The sequence below is a fragment of the Rubrimonas cliftonensis genome, from assembly GCF_900107585.1.
Taxonomy (GTDB): domain Bacteria; phylum Pseudomonadota; class Alphaproteobacteria; order Rhodobacterales; family Rhodobacteraceae; genus Rubrimonas; species Rubrimonas cliftonensis.
On record NZ_FNQM01000013.1, the window covers coordinates 27,854 to 43,965 of the forward strand.

At 72.6% G+C, this 16,112-nt stretch carries 13 protein-coding genes; 9 read left to right on the forward strand and 4 right to left on the reverse strand.

The genetic code is table 11. The annotated features are described in order from the left end of the window. Nucleotides 1–5 precede the first annotated feature (5 nt). Nucleotides 6–2,213 carry a phosphoribosylformylglycinamidine synthase subunit PurL gene (gene purL, locus BLW43_RS16470; RefSeq protein ID WP_093255137.1) on the reverse strand — a complete coding sequence of 736 codons (2,208 nt, stop codon included), beginning with the start codon at nt 2,211–2,213 and terminating at the stop codon, nt 6–8. A gap of 136 nt (nt 2,214–2,349) precedes the next feature. On the opposite strand from purL, the gene BLW43_RS24055 reads away from it, so the two are divergent. Both BLW43_RS24055 and BLW43_RS16480 read left to right on the forward strand, forming a co-directional pair. After that, complete coding sequence (locus BLW43_RS24055; RefSeq protein ID WP_217632212.1) at nt 2,350–4,914, forward strand: tetratricopeptide repeat protein; 2,565 nt, start codon at nt 2,350–2,352, stop codon at nt 4,912–4,914. Between the two features lie 46 nt (nt 4,915–4,960). After that, the gene (locus tag BLW43_RS16480) at nt 4,961–5,872 is read left to right on the forward strand and encodes a DMT family transporter (RefSeq protein ID WP_175478960.1); all 912 of its coding nucleotides are present in this window, start codon (nt 4,961–4,963) and stop codon (nt 5,870–5,872) included. Nucleotides 5,873–5,899: 27 nt separating this feature from the next. On the opposite strand, the gene purQ is transcribed toward BLW43_RS16480, so the two are convergent. Together purQ and purS are read right to left on the reverse strand one after the other, a co-directional pair. Continuing rightward, nucleotides 5,900–6,571, reverse strand: coding sequence for a phosphoribosylformylglycinamidine synthase subunit PurQ (gene purQ, locus BLW43_RS16485; RefSeq protein ID WP_093255140.1), 672 nt, complete (start codon nt 6,569–6,571; stop codon nt 5,900–5,902). After that, entirely contained in the window at nt 6,568–6,807 is a 240-nt protein-coding gene (purS, locus tag BLW43_RS16490) for a phosphoribosylformylglycinamidine synthase subunit PurS (RefSeq protein WP_093255141.1), read from the reverse strand. Before purS ends, purQ begins: the two co-directional genes overlap by 4 nt. A 135-nt stretch (nt 6,808–6,942) precedes the next feature. Between purS and BLW43_RS23655 the strand changes: the two genes are divergently transcribed. Then, nucleotides 6,943–7,761, forward strand: coding sequence for a hypothetical protein (locus BLW43_RS23655; protein ID WP_093255143.1), 819 nt, complete (start codon nt 6,943–6,945; stop codon nt 7,759–7,761). Nucleotides 7,762–7,774: 13 nt separating this feature from the next. Here BLW43_RS23655 and glgB read toward each other — a convergent pair whose 3' ends face one another. Then, complete coding sequence (gene glgB / locus BLW43_RS16500; protein ID WP_245731096.1) at nt 7,775–9,967, reverse strand: 1,4-alpha-glucan branching protein GlgB; 2,193 nt, start codon at nt 9,965–9,967, stop codon at nt 7,775–7,777. Between the two features lie 195 nt (nt 9,968–10,162). Between glgB and BLW43_RS16505 the strand changes: the two genes are divergently transcribed. The 6 genes from BLW43_RS16505 to BLW43_RS16530 all read left to right on the forward strand — a co-directional run bounded on the left by BLW43_RS16505 (nt 10,163) and on the right by BLW43_RS16530 (nt 16,023). After that, nucleotides 10,163–11,284: an endonuclease/exonuclease/phosphatase family protein gene (locus tag BLW43_RS16505; RefSeq protein WP_093255146.1), complete on the forward strand. Its 1,122-nt coding sequence runs from the start codon at nt 10,163–10,165 to the stop codon at nt 11,282–11,284. 75 nt (nt 11,285–11,359) lie between these two features. Next, nucleotides 11,360–12,745: a multicopper oxidase family protein gene (locus BLW43_RS16510; protein WP_245731097.1), complete on the forward strand. Its 1,386-nt coding sequence runs from the start codon at nt 11,360–11,362 to the stop codon at nt 12,743–12,745. A gap of 119 nt (nt 12,746–12,864) precedes the next feature. Continuing rightward, on the forward strand, nt 12,865–14,058 hold the full coding sequence (gene sucC, locus BLW43_RS16515; protein ID WP_093255247.1) for an ADP-forming succinate--CoA ligase subunit beta: 1,194 nt from the start codon (nt 12,865–12,867) through the stop codon (nt 14,056–14,058). Between the two features lie 7 nt (nt 14,059–14,065). After that, entirely contained in the window at nt 14,066–14,596 is a 531-nt protein-coding gene (locus tag BLW43_RS16520; protein WP_093255147.1) for a hypothetical protein, read from the forward strand. Between the two features lie 16 nt (nt 14,597–14,612). Next, nucleotides 14,613–15,497 carry a succinate--CoA ligase subunit alpha gene (sucD, locus tag BLW43_RS16525; RefSeq protein WP_093255149.1) on the forward strand — a complete coding sequence of 295 codons (885 nt, stop codon included), beginning with the start codon at nt 14,613–14,615 and terminating at the stop codon, nt 15,495–15,497. A gap of 1 nt (nt 15,498) precedes the next feature. Then, on the forward strand, nt 15,499–16,023 hold the full coding sequence (locus tag BLW43_RS16530) for a DUF805 domain-containing protein (RefSeq protein WP_093255150.1): 525 nt from the start codon (nt 15,499–15,501) through the stop codon (nt 16,021–16,023). Nucleotides 16,024–16,112: the final 89 nt, after the last annotated feature.

The window sequence follows — 16,112 nt, forward strand, 5'->3', positions numbered from 1 at the left end:
CCGCCTCAGCCCTCGCCCATCAGCCGCGCGAACCCGCCGGCATGCGCCGCCCGCAGCGTCGCGAGCGGAACGGCGGCGGCGTCGAGCGCGATGGCGTCGCCTTCCATGCGGCCGACCAGGCACGCCGGGACGCCGTGCTCGGCGGCCAGCGCCAGCACGGGGCCGGCCTCGGCTGCCGCGACGAGATAGCGGGCCTGATCCTCGCCGAAGAACCAGCCCAGCGCCGGCAGGCCAGCATCGGCCATGAGCGCCGCGCCGCAGCCCGCCGCCAGCGCCATCTCCGCCGCCGCCATCGCGAGCCCGCCGTCGGAGAGGTCATGCGCCGCGGAGACCAGCTTCGCCCCGGCCAGCGCCCGGACCAGCCCCCCGGCCCTCGCCTCGGCCGCCAGATCGACCGGCGGCGGCGCGCCCTCGGCGCGGTCAAAGAGGTCCGCGAGCAGCGCCGACTGGCCCATCCAGCCGGTGGTATCGCCCAGCAGCACCAGCGCGTCGCCTGGGTCGGGCCGTATCGTCAGCATCAAGGAGAGATCGCGCAGCAGGCCCACGCCCGCGATGGTCGGCGTCGGCGGGATCGCGGCGCCGTCGGTCTCATTGTAGAGGCTGACATTGCCGGACACGATCGGGAAGCCGAGCGCCCGGCAGGCCTCGCCGATGCCGGTCACGCAGCCCACGAGCTGGCCCATGATGCGCGGCTTCTCGGGGTTGCCGAAATTGAGGTTGTCGCTGCAGGCGAGGGGCTCGGCGCCCACCGCGCAGAGGTTGCGCCAAGCCTCCGCCACCGCCTGCCGCCCGCCCGCCACCGGGTCTGCGAAGCAGTAGCGCGGCGTGACGTCGGAGGTGAAGGCGAGGCCCTTCGCCGTTCCGTGCACGCGCACCACGCCCGCGTCGCCGCCCGAAAGCTGCGCCGTGTCGGCGAGCACCTGCCCGTCATACTGCTCCCACACCCACGCCCGCGAGCAGTGGTTGGGGTGCGCCATCAGCTTCAGCAGCGCCTCGGCGGGGTCGATCTCCGGCAGGGCCCCGAGCGGCGGCGGCGCGGGGCTTTCCTCCCATGGCCGGTCGTATTCCGGCGCGCTGCCCGAGAGCGCGGCGAGCGGCAGGTCGGCCTTCACCGCGCCGCGATGCTTCACGATGAAGCGGTCCTCCGGCGTGGTGACGCCGACCACGGCGAAGTCGAGGTCCCACTTGTCGAAGATGGCGCGCGCCTCGGCCTCCTTCTCGGGGTGCAGCACCATGAGCATCCGCTCCTGGCTCTCCGACAGCATCATCTCGTAGGCGGTCATGCCGGTTTCGCGGCACGGCACGGCGTCGAGGTCGAGCGTGACGCCGAGCCCGCCCTTGTCGCCCATCTCCACCGCCGAGCAGGTCAGCCCCGCCGCGCCCATGTCCTGGATGGCGACCACCGCGCCGGACGCCATCAGCTCCAGGCACGCCTCCAGCAGCCGCTTCTCGGTGAACGGGTCGCCTACCTGCACCGTGGGGCGCTTCTCCTCGATCGTCTCGTCGAACTCGGCGCTGGCCATGGTGGCGCCGCCGACGCCGTCGCGGCCGGTCTTGGCGCCGAGATAGACGACGGGCCGCCCCACGCCCGAGGCGGCGGCGTAGAAGATCGCGTCCGCGTCCGCCACGCCCGCCGCGAAGGCGTTGACGAGGCAGTTGCCGTCATAGCCTGCGTGAAACCGCACCTCGCCGCCCACGGTCGGCACGCCAAAGGCGTTGGCGTAGCCGCCGATGCCCGCCACCGCGCCCGCCACGAGGCTGCGGGTCTTCGGATGCTCGGGCCGCCCGAAGCTCAGCGCGTTCATCGCCGCCACGGGGCGCGCGCCCATGGTGAACACGTCGCGCAGGATGCCGCCGACGCCGGTGCCCGCCCCCTGATAGGGCTCGATGTAGGAGGGGTGGTTGTGGCTCTCCATCTTGAACACCACCGCCTGCCGGACGCCGTTCTCGTTGGCGCCGATGTCGACGACGCCGGCGTTCTCGCCCGGCCCGCAGATGACCTGCGGCCCCTCGGTGTGCAGCGTGCGCAGCCAACGCTTGGACGACTTGTAGGAGCAGTGCTCGTTCCACATCGCCGAGAAGATGCCCAGCTCGGTGAAGCTCGGCGCGCGGCCCAGCAGGTCGAGGATGCGCCGGTACTCGTCGGGCTTCAGCCCGTGGTCGGCGGCGAGCCCCTGCGTGACCTGCGGCTCCAGAGCGTCTGCGGCGTCCATGTCCCTCATCCCCTCCGGCCCGACAGCCGCCGTCTCGCGCGGGCCGCGGCGCCTGTCAAGCGAGGGGGGCGAGTTTGGCCTAGCCGCGCCGGGCCGCCGCCGGTTACGCTCGGCGCGCATTGGAAAGGGGCGCCCCTTGCTGGACGACGAGGCCTGCCGCGAGAAACTGGCGATCATCGCGGTGGGCGCGGCGGCTGCGGCTTTCGGCGCGACCGGCGTCGCCCTGCCCGCAGGGGTCGGGGAGGCCGCGACGGGCGGCGCCGGCCTGCTTTCCAGATTGAGCGGCAAACGGGCAAGCGACCGCGACGCGGTCATCACCCGACTGTCGGCCGAACTCTGCGACGACTGGCGATCATGGGCTGAGAGCGAGACAGGCGCCGGCGAGCAGGCTCGCACCGGCGCCCGCACCGCCTTCGCGCTGGTGATCGACCGGCTGCACCCCGCGCCCGCCGAGATCGTCGGCCGCCGGCTCGACGCGGGGGCGCTGGCCCGCGCAATGCTCGCCCGAGCCCAGACCGCGCTGCCCGTCGCCTACGCCGACCCCGACCCGCGCAACGCCGAGGCGCATCTGGCCCGCAGCTTCCTGCTGCACGTCTGCACGCGCGCCTACGCCCGCCTGCTCGCCAACCCGGACTTCACCAGCCGCCTCGCCCCCGACCTCTGGCGCGGCCTGTTCGAGGCGGTGGACGGGCTGCGCGAGACGCTGGACGCCCTGCCCGCCGCCATCCGCCGCGAGGTCGAGGCGGCGGTCGAGCGGCTGCGCGGCGAACTGGGCGCGCGCGACCGCCTCATCCTCGGCTTCATCCGCACCGCTGCGCAGCGGGAGGTCGCGCCCGACCAGATCGAGGCGACCCTGTTCGAGATGGCCGTGGAGTGGCGCGCGGCGCGCGGACGGGCGGACGGCGGCGCGCTGTCGAACCTCACGCCCGACCTTGGCCCCCTGCGCGCCGACGCGCAGGCCGCGCATGACGCCGACGACGTGGAGCGCTTCTGGATCCTCGTGACCGAACTGGAGCGGCGCGAGGCGGCGGCGCTGACGGCGCTGGCGGCGCGGCGCCGCGACATCGAGGCCGAGGAGGAGGCGATGACCGCCGCCCATGTCGCGACCAAGCGCCGCGCCATCGCCGCCGCCCTCTCCCGGCTCGACGCGTCGGGCGCCGCGACGCGCATTGCGGAGATCATCGCGCTGGAGACCCCCGACGCCTCGGCGCGCTTCGCCGCGCTGCGGGCGAGATGGGACGAATGGCATATGCGGGGCCGCGACCAGGGCCTGAACCTCGATCTGGCGGTGGCCGCCGACCTCGCCCGCATCGCCCATGCGCAGGCGGTCGACGCCGACCAGCGCGGCGCCGCCCTGAACGATCTAGGCGTCTCGCTCCAGACCCTCGGCGAACGCGAGCCGGGAACCGAGCGGCTGGAGCAGGCCGTCCAGGCCCACCGCGCCGCGCTGGAGGGGCGCACCCGAGAGCGCGTCCCCCTCGACTGGGCCATGACCCAGATGAACCTCGGGACCGCGCTCACGACCCTCGGCGCGCGCGAGGCGGGAACCGAGCGGCTGGAGCAGGCCGTCGAAGCCTACCGCGCCGCGCTCGAGGAATCGACACGCGAACGCACCCCCCTCGACTGGGCCATGACCCAGATGAACCTCGGGACCGCGCTCAGGATCCTCGGCGAGCGCGAGCCGGGAACCGAGCGGCTGGAGCAGGCCGTCGAAGCCTACCGCGCCGCGCTCGAGGAATGGACACGCGAACGCACCCCCCTCGACTGGGCCAGCACTCAGATAAACCTCGGGAACGCGCTCGCGGCCCTCGGCGAACGCGAGCCGGGAACCGAGCGACTGGAGCAGGCCGTCCAGGCCTACCGCGCCGCGCTGGAGGAGCGCACCCGAGAGCGCGTCCCGCTCGACTGGGCCAAGACCCAGATGAACCTCGGGACCGCGCTCAAGACCCTCGGCGAACGCGAGGCGGGAACCGAGCGGCTGGAGCAGGCCGTCGAAGCCTACCGCGCCGCGCTGGAGGAGCTTGCCCGAGAGCGCGTCCCCCTCTACTGGGCCATGACCCAGATGAACCTCGGGAACGCGCTGCAAGCCCTCGGCGCGCGAGAGTCGGGAACCGAGCGGCTGGAGCAGGCCGTCGAAGCCTACCGCGCCGCGCTGGAGGAATACACCCGCGAGCGCGTCCCCCTCGACTGGGCCAGGACCCAGATGAACCTCGGGATCGCGCTCTGGACCCTCGGCGAACGCGAGCCGGGAACCGAGCGGCTGGAGCAGGGCGTCCAAGCCTACCGCGCCGCGCTGGAGGAATACACCCGCGAGCGCGTCCCCCTCGACTGGGCCAGGACCCAGATGAACCTCGGGATCGCGCTCTGGACCCTCGGCGAACGCGAGCCGGGAACCGAGCGGCTGGAGCAGGCCATCAAAGCCTACCGCGCCGCGCTGGAGGAATGGACCCGAGAGCGCGTCCCCCTCGACTGGGCCAACGCGCGCGGCAATCAGGCGGTGGCGATGGTCTCGCTGGCCGAGCGCGCCGGCGACGCGGCGTTGGCGGCGCGGGCGGCGGCGCAGTTGGCGGAGGCGGCGGCGGCGCTGCGCGCGGGCGGGCATGGACCGTGGGCCGCGACCCTCGAGCGCCAGCTTCCCGCCGCCCGCGATCTCGCGGCGCGCCTCGCCGCCCCCCTGTCGCCCGGCGCGACGCCCGGCTAGCCTGCCCTCGCGGGCGCGCGCCGCCGGCGAGGAGGAGCGGACGCCGATGGCCCCGATGCGACCAGCCTCCCCGCGCCTCGCCGGCCCCGCCCTCGGCTACGCCGCCGCCGCCTTCGCCGTGCTGGTCTGGGCGGGGTGGATCGTGCTGACGCGCGCCGGCGCCGCCGCCTCGGCGCTGACGCCGCTCGACGTCGCCGCGCTGCGCTACGCCGGCCCGGCGCTGGCGCTGGCGCCGGTGTGGCTGCGGCGCGGGCCGGTTCCCGCGGGCGTGGCGCGCTGGCGGCTCATGGGCATGACGCTGGGCTGGGGCGCGCCCTTCGCCCTGTTCGCCGCAAAAGGGCTGGAGAGCGCCGACGCCGCCCTTTTCGCCGCGCTCGCCCCCGGCGCCATGCCGCTCTGGGCCGCGCTGCTGGCCGCGATGTTCTTCGGCGCGCGCTTCTCAAGGCTCGCCGTCGCGGGGCTGGCGATGATCGGCGGCGCGGTCGCCCTCGCGCTCTGGGCCGCGGCGCCGCAGACGCTCGCGGGCGCGCCCTGGGTCACGGCGGCGGCGATCGGCTGGGCGGTCTACACGCTGAGCTACCGCGGCTCGGGGCTGACGCCGGTGGAGGCCACCGCCATCGTCGGCTTCTGGTCGAGCCTTTTGGTCGCGCTGCTGGCGCTCGGCGGGGCGATGGGCGGGCTGACCCTGCACATGCTGCCGCCGCCGGAGGCGCTCGGCTGGTTCGCGGCGCATGGGCTGGTGTCGGGCGTGCTGTCGGTCGCGGCCTATGCGGTGGCGATCCGCGAACTCGGCGCGACGCGGGCGGCGGGCTCCGCGGCGCTGGTGCCGGCGCTGGCGACGCTCATGGGCTGGCTGTTTCTCGGCGAGGCGCCCGGCGCCGGTCCGCTCGCGGCGGTGGCGCTCGCAACCCTAGGCGTCACGCTGGTCAGCGTCGCGCCCGCGCGCCCGCGAGGCTGAGCCGAGCCGGCGGAGCGAGCGCCCGGCTCAGGCGGGCGCGCCGGCGCCGGCGCCGGCCAGCGCGGCGAAGAGCGCGGCGCCGTCGGCCGGGCCGAGCGCCGGGTCGGCGGCGCGCTCGGGGTGCGGCATCAGCCCCAGCACGCGGCGGTTCTCCGACAGCACGCCGGCGATGTCGTCCATCGAGCCGTTCGGGTTCTCGCCCGGCGCATAGCGGAACGCGACCCGGCCTTCGCCCTTCAGCCGCGCCAGCGTCTCGTCGTCGGCCACGAAGCAGCCGTCATGGTGGGCGACCGGCAGGCGCAGGGTCGGGGGGACGCCGTGGGTGAACGGGCTCCGGCCCGCCGTCTCCAGCCCCACCGTGCGGCAGACGAACCTGAGCCCGGCGTTGCGCATCAGCGCCCCGGGCAGCAGCCCGGCCTCGATCAGCGCCTGAAAGCCGTTGCAGATCCCGAGCACGAGGCCGCCGCGGGCGGCGTGGGCGCGCACCCCGTCCATCGCCGGCGCGCGCGCCGCGATGGCGCCGCAGCGCAGGTAGTCGCCGAACGAGAAGCCGCCCGGCAGGCCCACGACGTCGAGCCCCTGCGGCAGTCCGGCGTCCTTCCACCAGTGCATCGCGACGTCGAAGCCCGCGGCGCGCAGCGCGACCGCGAGATCGCGATCGCAGTTCGCGCCGGGAAAGACGACGACCGCGGCCTTCATGCGATCTCCACCGCGTAGGTCTCGATCACGGTGTTGGCGAGCAGCTTCTCGCACATCGCCTCGACCTCGGCGCGCGCCGTGGCGGCGTCGCCCTCGGCGAGATCGATCTCGATGAGCTTGCCCTGCCGCACGCCCTGCACGCCCGTGAAGCCGAGCCCACCCAGCGCCTGCGCGATGGCGGCGCCCTGCGGGTCGAGCACGCCGGGCTTGAGGGTGACGGTGACGCGGGCTTTCATCTCGGCGGTCTCCGGACATCTGGACGCTCGCGCCGCATAGCATCGAGCGCCCCGGCGGGGAAGCGCTTGCGGGCGGCCGCCGGACGCGGCAGCCTCGGGCGCGCCCGCCGATGGGCCTCGGCCTCGGAGATCGACATGCGACCCGCCATGCTTCTCGTCCTGTCGGCCGCTCTCGGCTTCTTCTCCGGTCCCGGGGCGGCGAAGGACGAGACGCGGCTTCTCGGCTACGAGGCGATCCCCTCGGCGCAGCTCGCGCTCGACCTCGACGGAGCGGACTACGCCCAGCGCGCCGAACTGACCGACGCCGTCCACACCGCGCTGGTGGCCGACGTCATCCGCGCGACCGGGCTGGACCCTGCGACCGCGACGACCGAGCTCACGCCCGGCGGCTATCTCCTGCGCACCAACGCCTCGCTTCAGACCGAGATCTTCGCCGACGAGGCGCAGGCCGCACGGCTGGCCGCGGCGCTGGGCTACGTCCTGCGGCAGTGGAGCGTGCTCGTGACGGCGCTGGCGGAGGAGGGCGGCGACACCGGCTACGTCGTCGTGAACTTTCCCGAGGACGTCCTGACGCCGGCGCTGGCGCAGTCGTTCTTCGAGGCCGCCGTCGCGGAGGACGCGGGGCTCGGCGGCGGCTACACGGCGTTCGGCGACGCGATGATCTTCCTCAACATGCGCGACGCGGACGGCGCGCCCTACAGCGGGCTCGACGACATCGCCTTCGCCGCCCGGCTCGGTCTCGCCGCCGGGCGCTTCCCGGGCGCAGACCTCGGCGTGGCCGGCGCCGGGCTGGCCTACGCGCGCTTCGTCGCGAACGACTGGGACGCCTCCCCCGAAGGCGAGGACTACGCCGCGCTGCTGGCCGACCCGGAACTCATGGCCGCGCTCGACGCGCTGCGCCGGCGCCACGACGCGCTGGTGGTCGAGAAGGCGACCGGTTTCGGCTGGCGCTGAGACCGCGCCCGCCTCACTTCTCCAGGACGAACGCCGTCAGACCCAGCGGCGGCAGGTCGAGCGTCAGCGAATGCTCCCGACCCTGCGCCGCGACGGCCTCGCTGTCGCGCGCGCTGTTCGGCCTGTACCCCGACCCGCCATAGGCGACGGCGTCGGTGTTGAGCACCTCGCGCCAGCGCCCCGGCGCCGGAACGCCGATGCGCACGCCCTCGCGCGGGACCGGGGTGAAGTTCGCCGCGATCAGCACGGGCGCGTCGCCCGCGGCGCCGAAGCGCGCCCAAGCGTAGAGCGACTGGTCGGCCGCATCGGCCTCGATCCACTGGAAGCCGTCGCTCTCGCAGTCCTTCGCATGCAGCGCCGGCGTCTCGCGGTAGAGGCGGTTGAGGTCGCGGATCAGCGTCTGTACGCCCTTGTGGAGCGGATTGTCGAGCGCCGCCCAGTCGAGCGCCGCGTCGGCGTTCCACTCCGCCCGCTGGCCCCATTCGAGGCCCATGAACATCAGCTTCTTGCCCGGATGGGTCCACATGAAGCCATAGTAGGCGCGCAGGTTGGCGAAGCGTTGCCATTCGTCGCCGGGCATCCGAGCATACATCGAGCCCTTGCCGTGCACCACCTCGTCATGGCTGAGCGGCAGGATGAAGTTCTCGCTGAACGCATAGACGAGCCCGAAGGTCATCTGGTGGTGATGGTGCCGGCGGTGGATCGGATCCTTGCCGATATAGGTGAGGGTGTCGTGCATCCACCCCATGTTCCACTTGTAGCCGAAGCCCAAGCCCCCGGCGTCGACGGGCTTGGAGACGCCGGGCCAGGCCGTGCTCTCCTCCGCCACCGTCATCACCGAGGCGTCCTCGCCATAGACGGTCTGGTTCATGCGGCGGATGAACTCGACCGCCTCGAGGTTCTCCCGCCCGCCGTAGCGGTTGGGGATCCACTCGCCCTCCTTGCGGCTGTAGTCGCGGTAGAGCATTGAAGCCACCGCATCGACGCGCAGCCCGTCGACATGGTGCTCCTTCAGCCAGTAGAGCGCGTTGGCGATGAGGAAGTTCGAGACCTCGCGCCGGCCGTAGTTGTAGATCGCCGTGTTCCAGTCGGGGTGGAAGCCCTCGCGCGGGTCGGCGTGCTCGTAGAGCGCCTGACCGTCGAACATGGCCAGCCCGTGCGGGTCGACGGGGAAATGCGCCGGCACCCAGTCGAGGATAAGCCCGATCCCGGCGGCGTGGCAGGCCTCGACGAAATCGCGGAACTCGCCGGGCGCGCCATGGCGGATGGTCGGCGCGTAGAGCCCGACCGGCTGGTACCCCCACGAGCCGTCGAAAGGATATTCGCTGACCGGCAGCGCCTCGATATGGGTGAAGCCCATGTCGCGGACGTAAGGAACGAGCTGGTCGGCCAGTTCGTGATAGCTGAGCGGGCGGTTGTTCTCGGCGCGCCGCCAGCTCGGCAGATGCGTCTCGTAGATCGAGATCGGCGCGTCGCGGCGCTGGCGGGCGGCGCGGGCGGCCAGCCATTCGCCGTCGCGCCAGTCGCGGCCCGAGAGGTCGCGGACGATGGAGGCGGTGGCGGGCGGATGCTCCGAGCCGAAGCCGACCGGATCGGCCTTGAGCGGCAGCACGCGCCCGTCGGCGGCCATGATCTCGTACTTGTAGAGGGCGCCGGCCTCCACGCCGGGCGCGAATATCTCCCATATTCCCGAGGCGCCGCGCGGGCGCATCAGGTGGCGCCGCCCATCCCAGTCGTTGAACGCGCCGACGACGGAGACCCGCCGCGCGCTTGGAGCCCAGACGGCGAAGGCCACGCCCGCCACGCCCTCATGGGTCGTCGGATGGGCGCCGAGGCGTTCCCAGAGTCGCATGTGGGCGCCTTCCGAAATGTAATGCTCGTCCTGCGCCCCGAGCACGGGGCCGAACTGGTAGGGATCCTCGATCTCCCACACGTCGCCGCCGCGGCGCGCGCGCAGCCGCCAAGGGGCCGGACGCTCGGCGAGGCGCGCGGCGAACAGGCCCGGCGCGCCGGCGGGCTCCAGCGTCGCGATCTCCGCCCCGCCGTCCCGCCCCGCCAGCGCGACCGCCTCCGCACCCGGAACATGCGCCCGGACCACCCAGGCCCCGTCGTCGGGATGCGCGCCGAGGGTCGCGAAGGCGTCCGGGACGTCGGCGGCGGCGATGCGGGCCGCCTGTGCGGGGTCGATCAGGGGCGCTTGGGTCAAACCTTCAGCTCCGAATTGGGATCGTCGCCCCCCCGCATAGCGCGATCCGCCCGGAAACGCGACCTCGCGGCGGCGCAGCGCGACCGGGCCCGCGTCTCCGGCGACCCGAAAGGCGCGCCGTTCACGCATCTTCGGGCGCGCAAGGGCCGGTCGTCCGGGCTATCCTGCGCCACCGACAGCCACGGAGGCGCCAGAATGGCCAACCAGCGCGACGTCACCTTCGCCACCATCAACCTGCTGAACCTCCACGATGCGGACGGCCGGGTGTACGGCGCGCCGGCCTTCCCGGACCGCGCCGCCTATGAGGCCCGAATCGCATGGCTCGCGCAGGCGGTGCGCCTGCTCCAGGCCGACGTCATCGGCTTTCAGGAGCTGTGGAGCGTCGCGGCGCTGCGCGACGTTTTCGAGGCGGCCGGTCTCGCCGACGACTACGATCTGGCGGCGCGCGACGCGCTCGGGCCGGGCAAGCCGCAGGTCGCCATGGCGATCCGCAAGGGCTGGCTGGTGGGCGAGCCGGAGTGGACGGCGGAGTTTCCCGAAACCTACCGGCTTGAGAACCTGCGCGAGCAGCGCGACGCGGAGGAGATCGTGTCGATCTCCATCGCCGCCTTCTCGCGTCCGGTGCTGAAGGCCGTGGTGCGCCCGCCCGTGCGCTCCGGCGCGAAGCCGCCCGACATCGCCGTGTTCGTGGCGCACCTGAAGTCGAAGGCCCCGGCGCGCATCACCACCGACCGCACCCTGCCCGTGCTGATGGAGCACGGCGGCATCGCGCGCGCCGTCGTCTCGCATGTCCGCCGGATGGTCGAGGCCGGGGCGCTGCGCGCGATGCTCGACGCCGCGATGCGGGAGAGCGAGGACGCCGCCCTGTCGCCCACCGTGGTGATGGGCGACCTCAACGACGCCACCTACGCGGTATCGACCGAGGTGATCTCCGCCCAGCCGAGCTACCGGCTCGCGGCGTCCTCGCGCGCCGGATCCCGCTCCGACCGCGGCCTCTACTCCGTTGAGACGCTGCAGCAGTATCGCAGCGATCGGAACGTCTATTACTCCTACATCTACCGCAACAAGATCGAGACGCTGGACCACATCCTCGTCTCGGAGGAGTTCTACGACCACTCCGAGAAGCGCCACTGGTCCTTCGTCGAGATGGAGGCGTTCAACGACCACCTCGCGCTGGCCGACGAGAGCGACAGCGTCAAGAAGCGCATCCGCAACGAGACCGGGACCATCGATCACGGCATCATCCGGGCCGAATTCGCCTGGGATCCGATCGAGGAGGATCTCAGGCGCATCGCGGCGAAGCTCGCGCAAGGGTGAGCGCGGCGCGCGCGGGGTTGACAGACCGCCGCGCGCAGTGCGCCGTTCGATCAGGCTGGTCCGGGGGGAGTTCCGATGATCGACCGCAGGCGGCTGCTTGCTCTGACAGGCTCAGCGGGACTTGGCGCCGCCATGGCGCTCCGGCCCCGCCTTACGCGCGCCGAGGGGGGCGCGGTAGAGTTGCGGGCCGCCCCGGCCATGGCGCGGCTGGCGCCGGCGGACATGCCCGAGACGGCGGTATGGGCTTTCGGCGGCGCCGTTCCGGGGCCCGAGATCCGCGTCGCGCAGGGCGCCCGCGTGACCCGGCGCTTCGTCAACGACCTGCCGCAGCCCTCGGCGGTGCATTGGCACGGCCTGCGCCTGCCCAACGCCATGGACGGCGTGCCGCATCTCACGCAGGAGGCAGTCCCGCCCGGCGGCGCCTTCCTCTACGATTTCGTCGCGCAGGACGCCGGGACGTTCTGGTTCCACAGCCACGCGCGCAGCTTCGAGCAGGTCGCCCGCGGCCTCTACGGCCCGCTGATCGTCGAGGAGGCGGCGCCGCCGGACGTCGACCGCGACGCGACGCTGATGCTCGACGACTGGCGCCTCGGCGACGACGCGCAGATCGTGGAGAGCTTCGGCGCGCTGCACGACGCGGCGCATGCGGGGCGCATCGGGAACTGGATCACCGTCAACGGCGCGCCGGAATGGCGGGGAGCGGCCAGGGCGGGCGATCGGCTCCGGCTGCGCCTCGTCAACGCCGCCAATGCGCGGGTGATGAGCGTCGGCGCGCAGGGGCTGGAGGGCTGGGTGGCGGCTCTCGACGGGATGCCGCTGGCGCGGCCCGAGGCGTTCGACCGGCTGACGCTGGCGCCGGCCCAGCGCGCCGACCTGCTGGTGGACGTGACGGCGGCGGCGGGCGAGGAGGCGCTGCTGATCTCCTTCGAACGCGAAGGCGCCTTCGCGCTGGGCGCGCTTTCGGTCGCCGCCGGCGGCGCGCGGCGCCCGGACCCCGCGCCGCTGCAGCCGAATCCGGTCCCCCCGCTCGGCGATCTCGCCGCCGCCCGTCGCGCGACGGTGCGCATGGAGGGCGGCGCCATGGGGGGGATGGGCCACGCCATGCTGGGCGGCGAGCGCATGGGGCCGCGCGAACTGGCCGCCGCCGGCAAGGTCTGGGCCTTCAACGGCCGCGCCGACATGCCGGAGGCGCCGCTGATCGAGGCGGCGCTGGGCGAGACGCTGCGCCTGTCCTTCGTCAACGACACCGCATGGCCCCACGCGATCCACCTGCACGGCACCCATTTCCGACGGCTCGGCGCCGACGGCGCCCCGGGCCCGCTGCGGGACGTGACGCTGCTGGCGCGCGGCGAGACCGCAGAAATCGCCTTCGTCGCCGACAATCCGGGCGACTGGCTCATCCACTGCCACATGCTGGAGCACGCGGCGGGCGGCATGACGACATGGCTCCGCGTGGTCTGAGCCGGGGCCGCCCGCGCGATGCTGCGGCGCGGCGCCCCGTTGTCCCACCACCCGAAAGGGCGTAACGCGCCCCCGAGAGGGTGATGCGCACGCCGCTGTCCGGGGGGGAACCGACCGCCATGAACATCCACGAGTACCAGGCCAAGACGCTGCTGAAGGAATTCGGCATGCCGGTTTCCGCCGGCGTCGCCGTGATGGACGCCGCCGACGCCCGCGCCGCCGCCGAGAGCCTCGGCGGCCCGCTCTGGGTCGTGAAGGCGCAGATCCACGCCGGCGGCCGCGGCAAGGGCTCGTTCAAGGAGGCCGAGGCGGGCGAGAAGGGCGGCGTTCGCCTCGCGAAGTCGGTGGACGAGGCCGTGGCCTTCACCGAAGCGATGCTGGGCCGCACGCTGGTCACGATCCAGACCGGGCCGGCCGGCAAGCAGGTCAACCGCGTCTACATCGAGGCCGGCTCTGACATCCAGCGCGAGCTCTACCTCTCGATGCTGGTGGACCGCGCCACCTCGCGCGTCGCCTTCATCGTCTCCACCGAGGGCGGCATGGACATCGAGGAGGTGGCGCATTCCACCCCCGAGAAGATCCTTACCTTCAGCGTCGACCCGGCGTCCGGCATCTCGGGCTTCCACGGCCGCAAGGTGGCGTTCGCGCTGGGCCTCGAAGGCAAGCAGATCCGCCAGTGCGTGGACCTGATCGAGAAGCTCTACCGCCTGTTCATGGCGCGCGACGTCTCGCTGCTGGAGATCAACCCGCTGATCGTGGACGGCGAGGGCGACCTCAAGTGCCTCGACTGCAAGATGAACTTCGACAGCAACAGCCTCTACCGCCAGAAGGCCGTGCTGGAGATGCGCGACGAGACCGAGGAGGACCCCAAGGAGCTGGCGGCCTCCAAGTACGACCTCAACTACATCGCGCTGGACGGCGAGATCGGCTGCATGGTCAACGGCGCCGGGCTGGCGATGGCGACGATGGACATCATCCAGCTCTACGGCTCCTCGCCCGCCAACTTCCTCGACGTCGGCGGCGGCGCGACCAAGGAGAAGGTGACGGAGGCGTTCAAGATCATCACCGCCGACCCGAAGGTGAAGGGCATCCTCGTCAACATCTTCGGCGGCATCATGCGCTGCGACGTCATCGCCGAGGGCACCATCGCCGCGGTGAAGGAGGTCGGCCTCTCGGTGCCGCTGGTGGTGCGGCTGGAGGGCACCAACGTCGAACTCGGCAAGAAGATCATCAACGAGTCGGGGCTCAACGTCATCGCCGCCGACAACCTCGCCGACGCCGCGCAGAAGATCGTCGCGGCCGTGAAGGGCTGATCGGGCGATGCGGGTCGCTCTGATCATCGCGCTGGGCCTGCTCGCGGGGCCGGCGGCGGCGCAGACCGCGCGAGAAGCGGCCGAGGCGAACATCGGCGTCGCGATGCAGCTTTGCGTCACGAACTACCTGACGCCGGAACGCATGCTGCCGGCGTTCCACGCGGCGGGCTTCGACTACCGCCCGGAGGACTGGGGGGGCGGCGAAGTCCACCACTGGTTCGCCGTTCCCGGCGGCGACGTCTCGGCGATGGTCTCTCCCGAGGAACGCTTCTGCGCGATCAGTTCGCAGACCATCGGCGTCGGCGAAGCGCTCCCCCTTGCGCGCGCCGCGCTCGGCCGGTTGTTCACCGGCCAGATCGCCGAGGGAACCCCCGAAGGCCGCAACATTCGTCCCAGCGACCCCGAGGGCCGGAACGCCGAATGTTCGGGCTACCACTTTCTTGCGCCCCAGAGGCTGATCGCCGTCTCCGTCGGCAACGCCGGCAACGACCCGCTCTGCGTTGAGGACGGGACGTCGCAGATCATCCTGAGAATGTAGACCAGAGAGGAACCCCATGGCCGTTCTCGTCGATGCCAACACCAAAGTCATCTGCCAGGGCCTCACCGGCGCGCAGGGCACCTTCCACTCCGAGCAGGCCATCGCCTACGGGACGAAGATGGTCGGCGGCGTTACGCCGGGCAAAGGCGGCTCCAACCATATCGGCTTGCCGGTGTTCGACACCGTGGTTCAGGCCAAGGAGGCGACCGGCTGCCACGCCTCCGCCATCTACGTGCCGCCGCCCTTCGCCGCCGACGCGATCCTCGAAGCCATCGACGCCGAGCTGGAGCTGATCGTCTGCATCACCGAGGGCATCCCCGTGCTCGACATGATGAAGGTGAAGCGCGCGCTGATGGGCTCGAAGTCGGTGCTGATCGGGCCGAACTGCCCCGGCGTCATCACGCCGGACGCCTGCAAGATCGGCATCATGCCCGGCCACATCCACCGCCGCGGCTCGGTCGGCGTCGTCTCGCGCTCGGGCACGCTGACCTATGAGGCCGTGAAGCAGACCACCGATGCGGGCCTCGGCCAGAGCACCTGCATCGGCATCGGCGGCGACCCGATCAAGGGCACCGAGCATCTCGACGCCATCGAGTGGCTGCTGCGCGACCCCGAGACGACGAGCATCATCATGATCGGCGAGATCGGCGGCGACGCCGAGGAGACCGCCGCCCAGTTCATCGCCGACGAGAAGAAGGCCGGCCGCGGCAAGCCGGTCGCGGGCTTCATCGCCGGCCGCACCGCGCCGCCGGGCCGCCGCATGGGCCATGCGGGCGCGATCATCGCCGGCGGCAAGGGCGGCGCGGAGGACAAGATCGAGGCGATGAAATCCGCCGGCATCGTCGTGGCCGACAGCCCGGCGGGTCTCGGCGAGGCCGTCATCAAGGCGATCGGAGGCTGAGATGGGCGTCCTTGAGGCCGTCTCGACCTGCCTGCGCAAGTACGCGACGTTCTCGGGGCGCGCGGCGCGGCCGGAATACTGGTGGTTCGCGCTCGTGGTGGTGGCGCTGAACATCGCCGCGACGGCCGCCGATCTCACGTTCTTCGGCGTCGAGATGATCGAGGTGGAGCGCACGGAGTCGCTGGCGGACGGCACGACGCGGACGATGGAGATGACCGCGGCGCAGCAGTCGGCCAGCCCCTTCGCGCTCGTCGTCTCGCTGCTGACGTTCCTGCCTTTCCTCGCCGTGGGCTGGCGCAGGCTGCACGACACGGGGCGCTCTGGCTGGTGGCTGGTGGCGCCGAACGGCGCCGGGCTGCTGACGGTCGTGCTGTCGGCGGCGGGCTTCTCGGTGGCGCCGGCGCTCGGCGGGGCGCTCGGCCTCGTTCTCGGACTCGTCATTCTCGTCCTGTGGATCCTACTGATCTACTGGCTCGCAAGCCGGGGCGACACTGAGACCAACGCCTACGGCCCGCCGCCCGCCTGACGGGGGCGCGGCTTCTGTGCGCATCGACTTTTGGCGCCCCAGGGGCCAACAGGGTGCGAGTTTGCGCTGAGCGTCGCGACGGTCGCGGC

What these genes read in the sequence shown, in the direction of transcription:
- BLW43_RS16505 (WP_093255146.1), top strand. Translation starts at nt 10,163, where the DNA reads ATGGCCAACCAGCGCGACGTCACCTTCGCCACCATCAACCTGCTGAAC.
- BLW43_RS16520 (WP_093255147.1), top strand. Translation starts at nt 14,066, where the DNA reads ATGCGGGTCGCTCTGATCATCGCGCTGGGCCTGCTCGCGGGGCCGGCG.
- BLW43_RS16530 (WP_093255150.1), top strand. Translation starts at nt 15,499, where the DNA reads ATGGGCGTCCTTGAGGCCGTCTCGACCTGCCTGCGCAAGTACGCGACG.
- sucD (WP_093255149.1), top strand. Translation starts at nt 14,613, where the DNA reads ATGGCCGTTCTCGTCGATGCCAACACCAAAGTCATCTGCCAGGGCCTC.
- BLW43_RS16480 (WP_175478960.1), top strand. Translation starts at nt 4,961, where the DNA reads ATGGCCCCGATGCGACCAGCCTCCCCGCGCCTCGCCGGCCCCGCCCTC.
- sucC (WP_093255247.1), top strand. Translation starts at nt 12,865, where the DNA reads ATGAACATCCACGAGTACCAGGCCAAGACGCTGCTGAAGGAATTCGGC.
- BLW43_RS23655 (WP_093255143.1), top strand. Translation starts at nt 6,943, where the DNA reads ATGCGACCCGCCATGCTTCTCGTCCTGTCGGCCGCTCTCGGCTTCTTC.
- BLW43_RS16510 (WP_245731097.1), top strand. Translation starts at nt 11,360, where the DNA reads ATGATCGACCGCAGGCGGCTGCTTGCTCTGACAGGCTCAGCGGGACTT.
- purS (WP_093255141.1), bottom strand. Translation starts at nt 6,807, where the DNA reads ATGAAAGCCCGCGTCACCGTCACCCTCAAGCCCGGCGTGCTCGACCCG.
- purQ (WP_093255140.1), bottom strand. Translation starts at nt 6,571, where the DNA reads ATGAAGGCCGCGGTCGTCGTCTTTCCCGGCGCGAACTGCGATCGCGAT.
- purL (WP_093255137.1), bottom strand. Translation starts at nt 2,213, where the DNA reads ATGGACGCCGCAGACGCTCTGGAGCCGCAGGTCACGCAGGGGCTCGCC.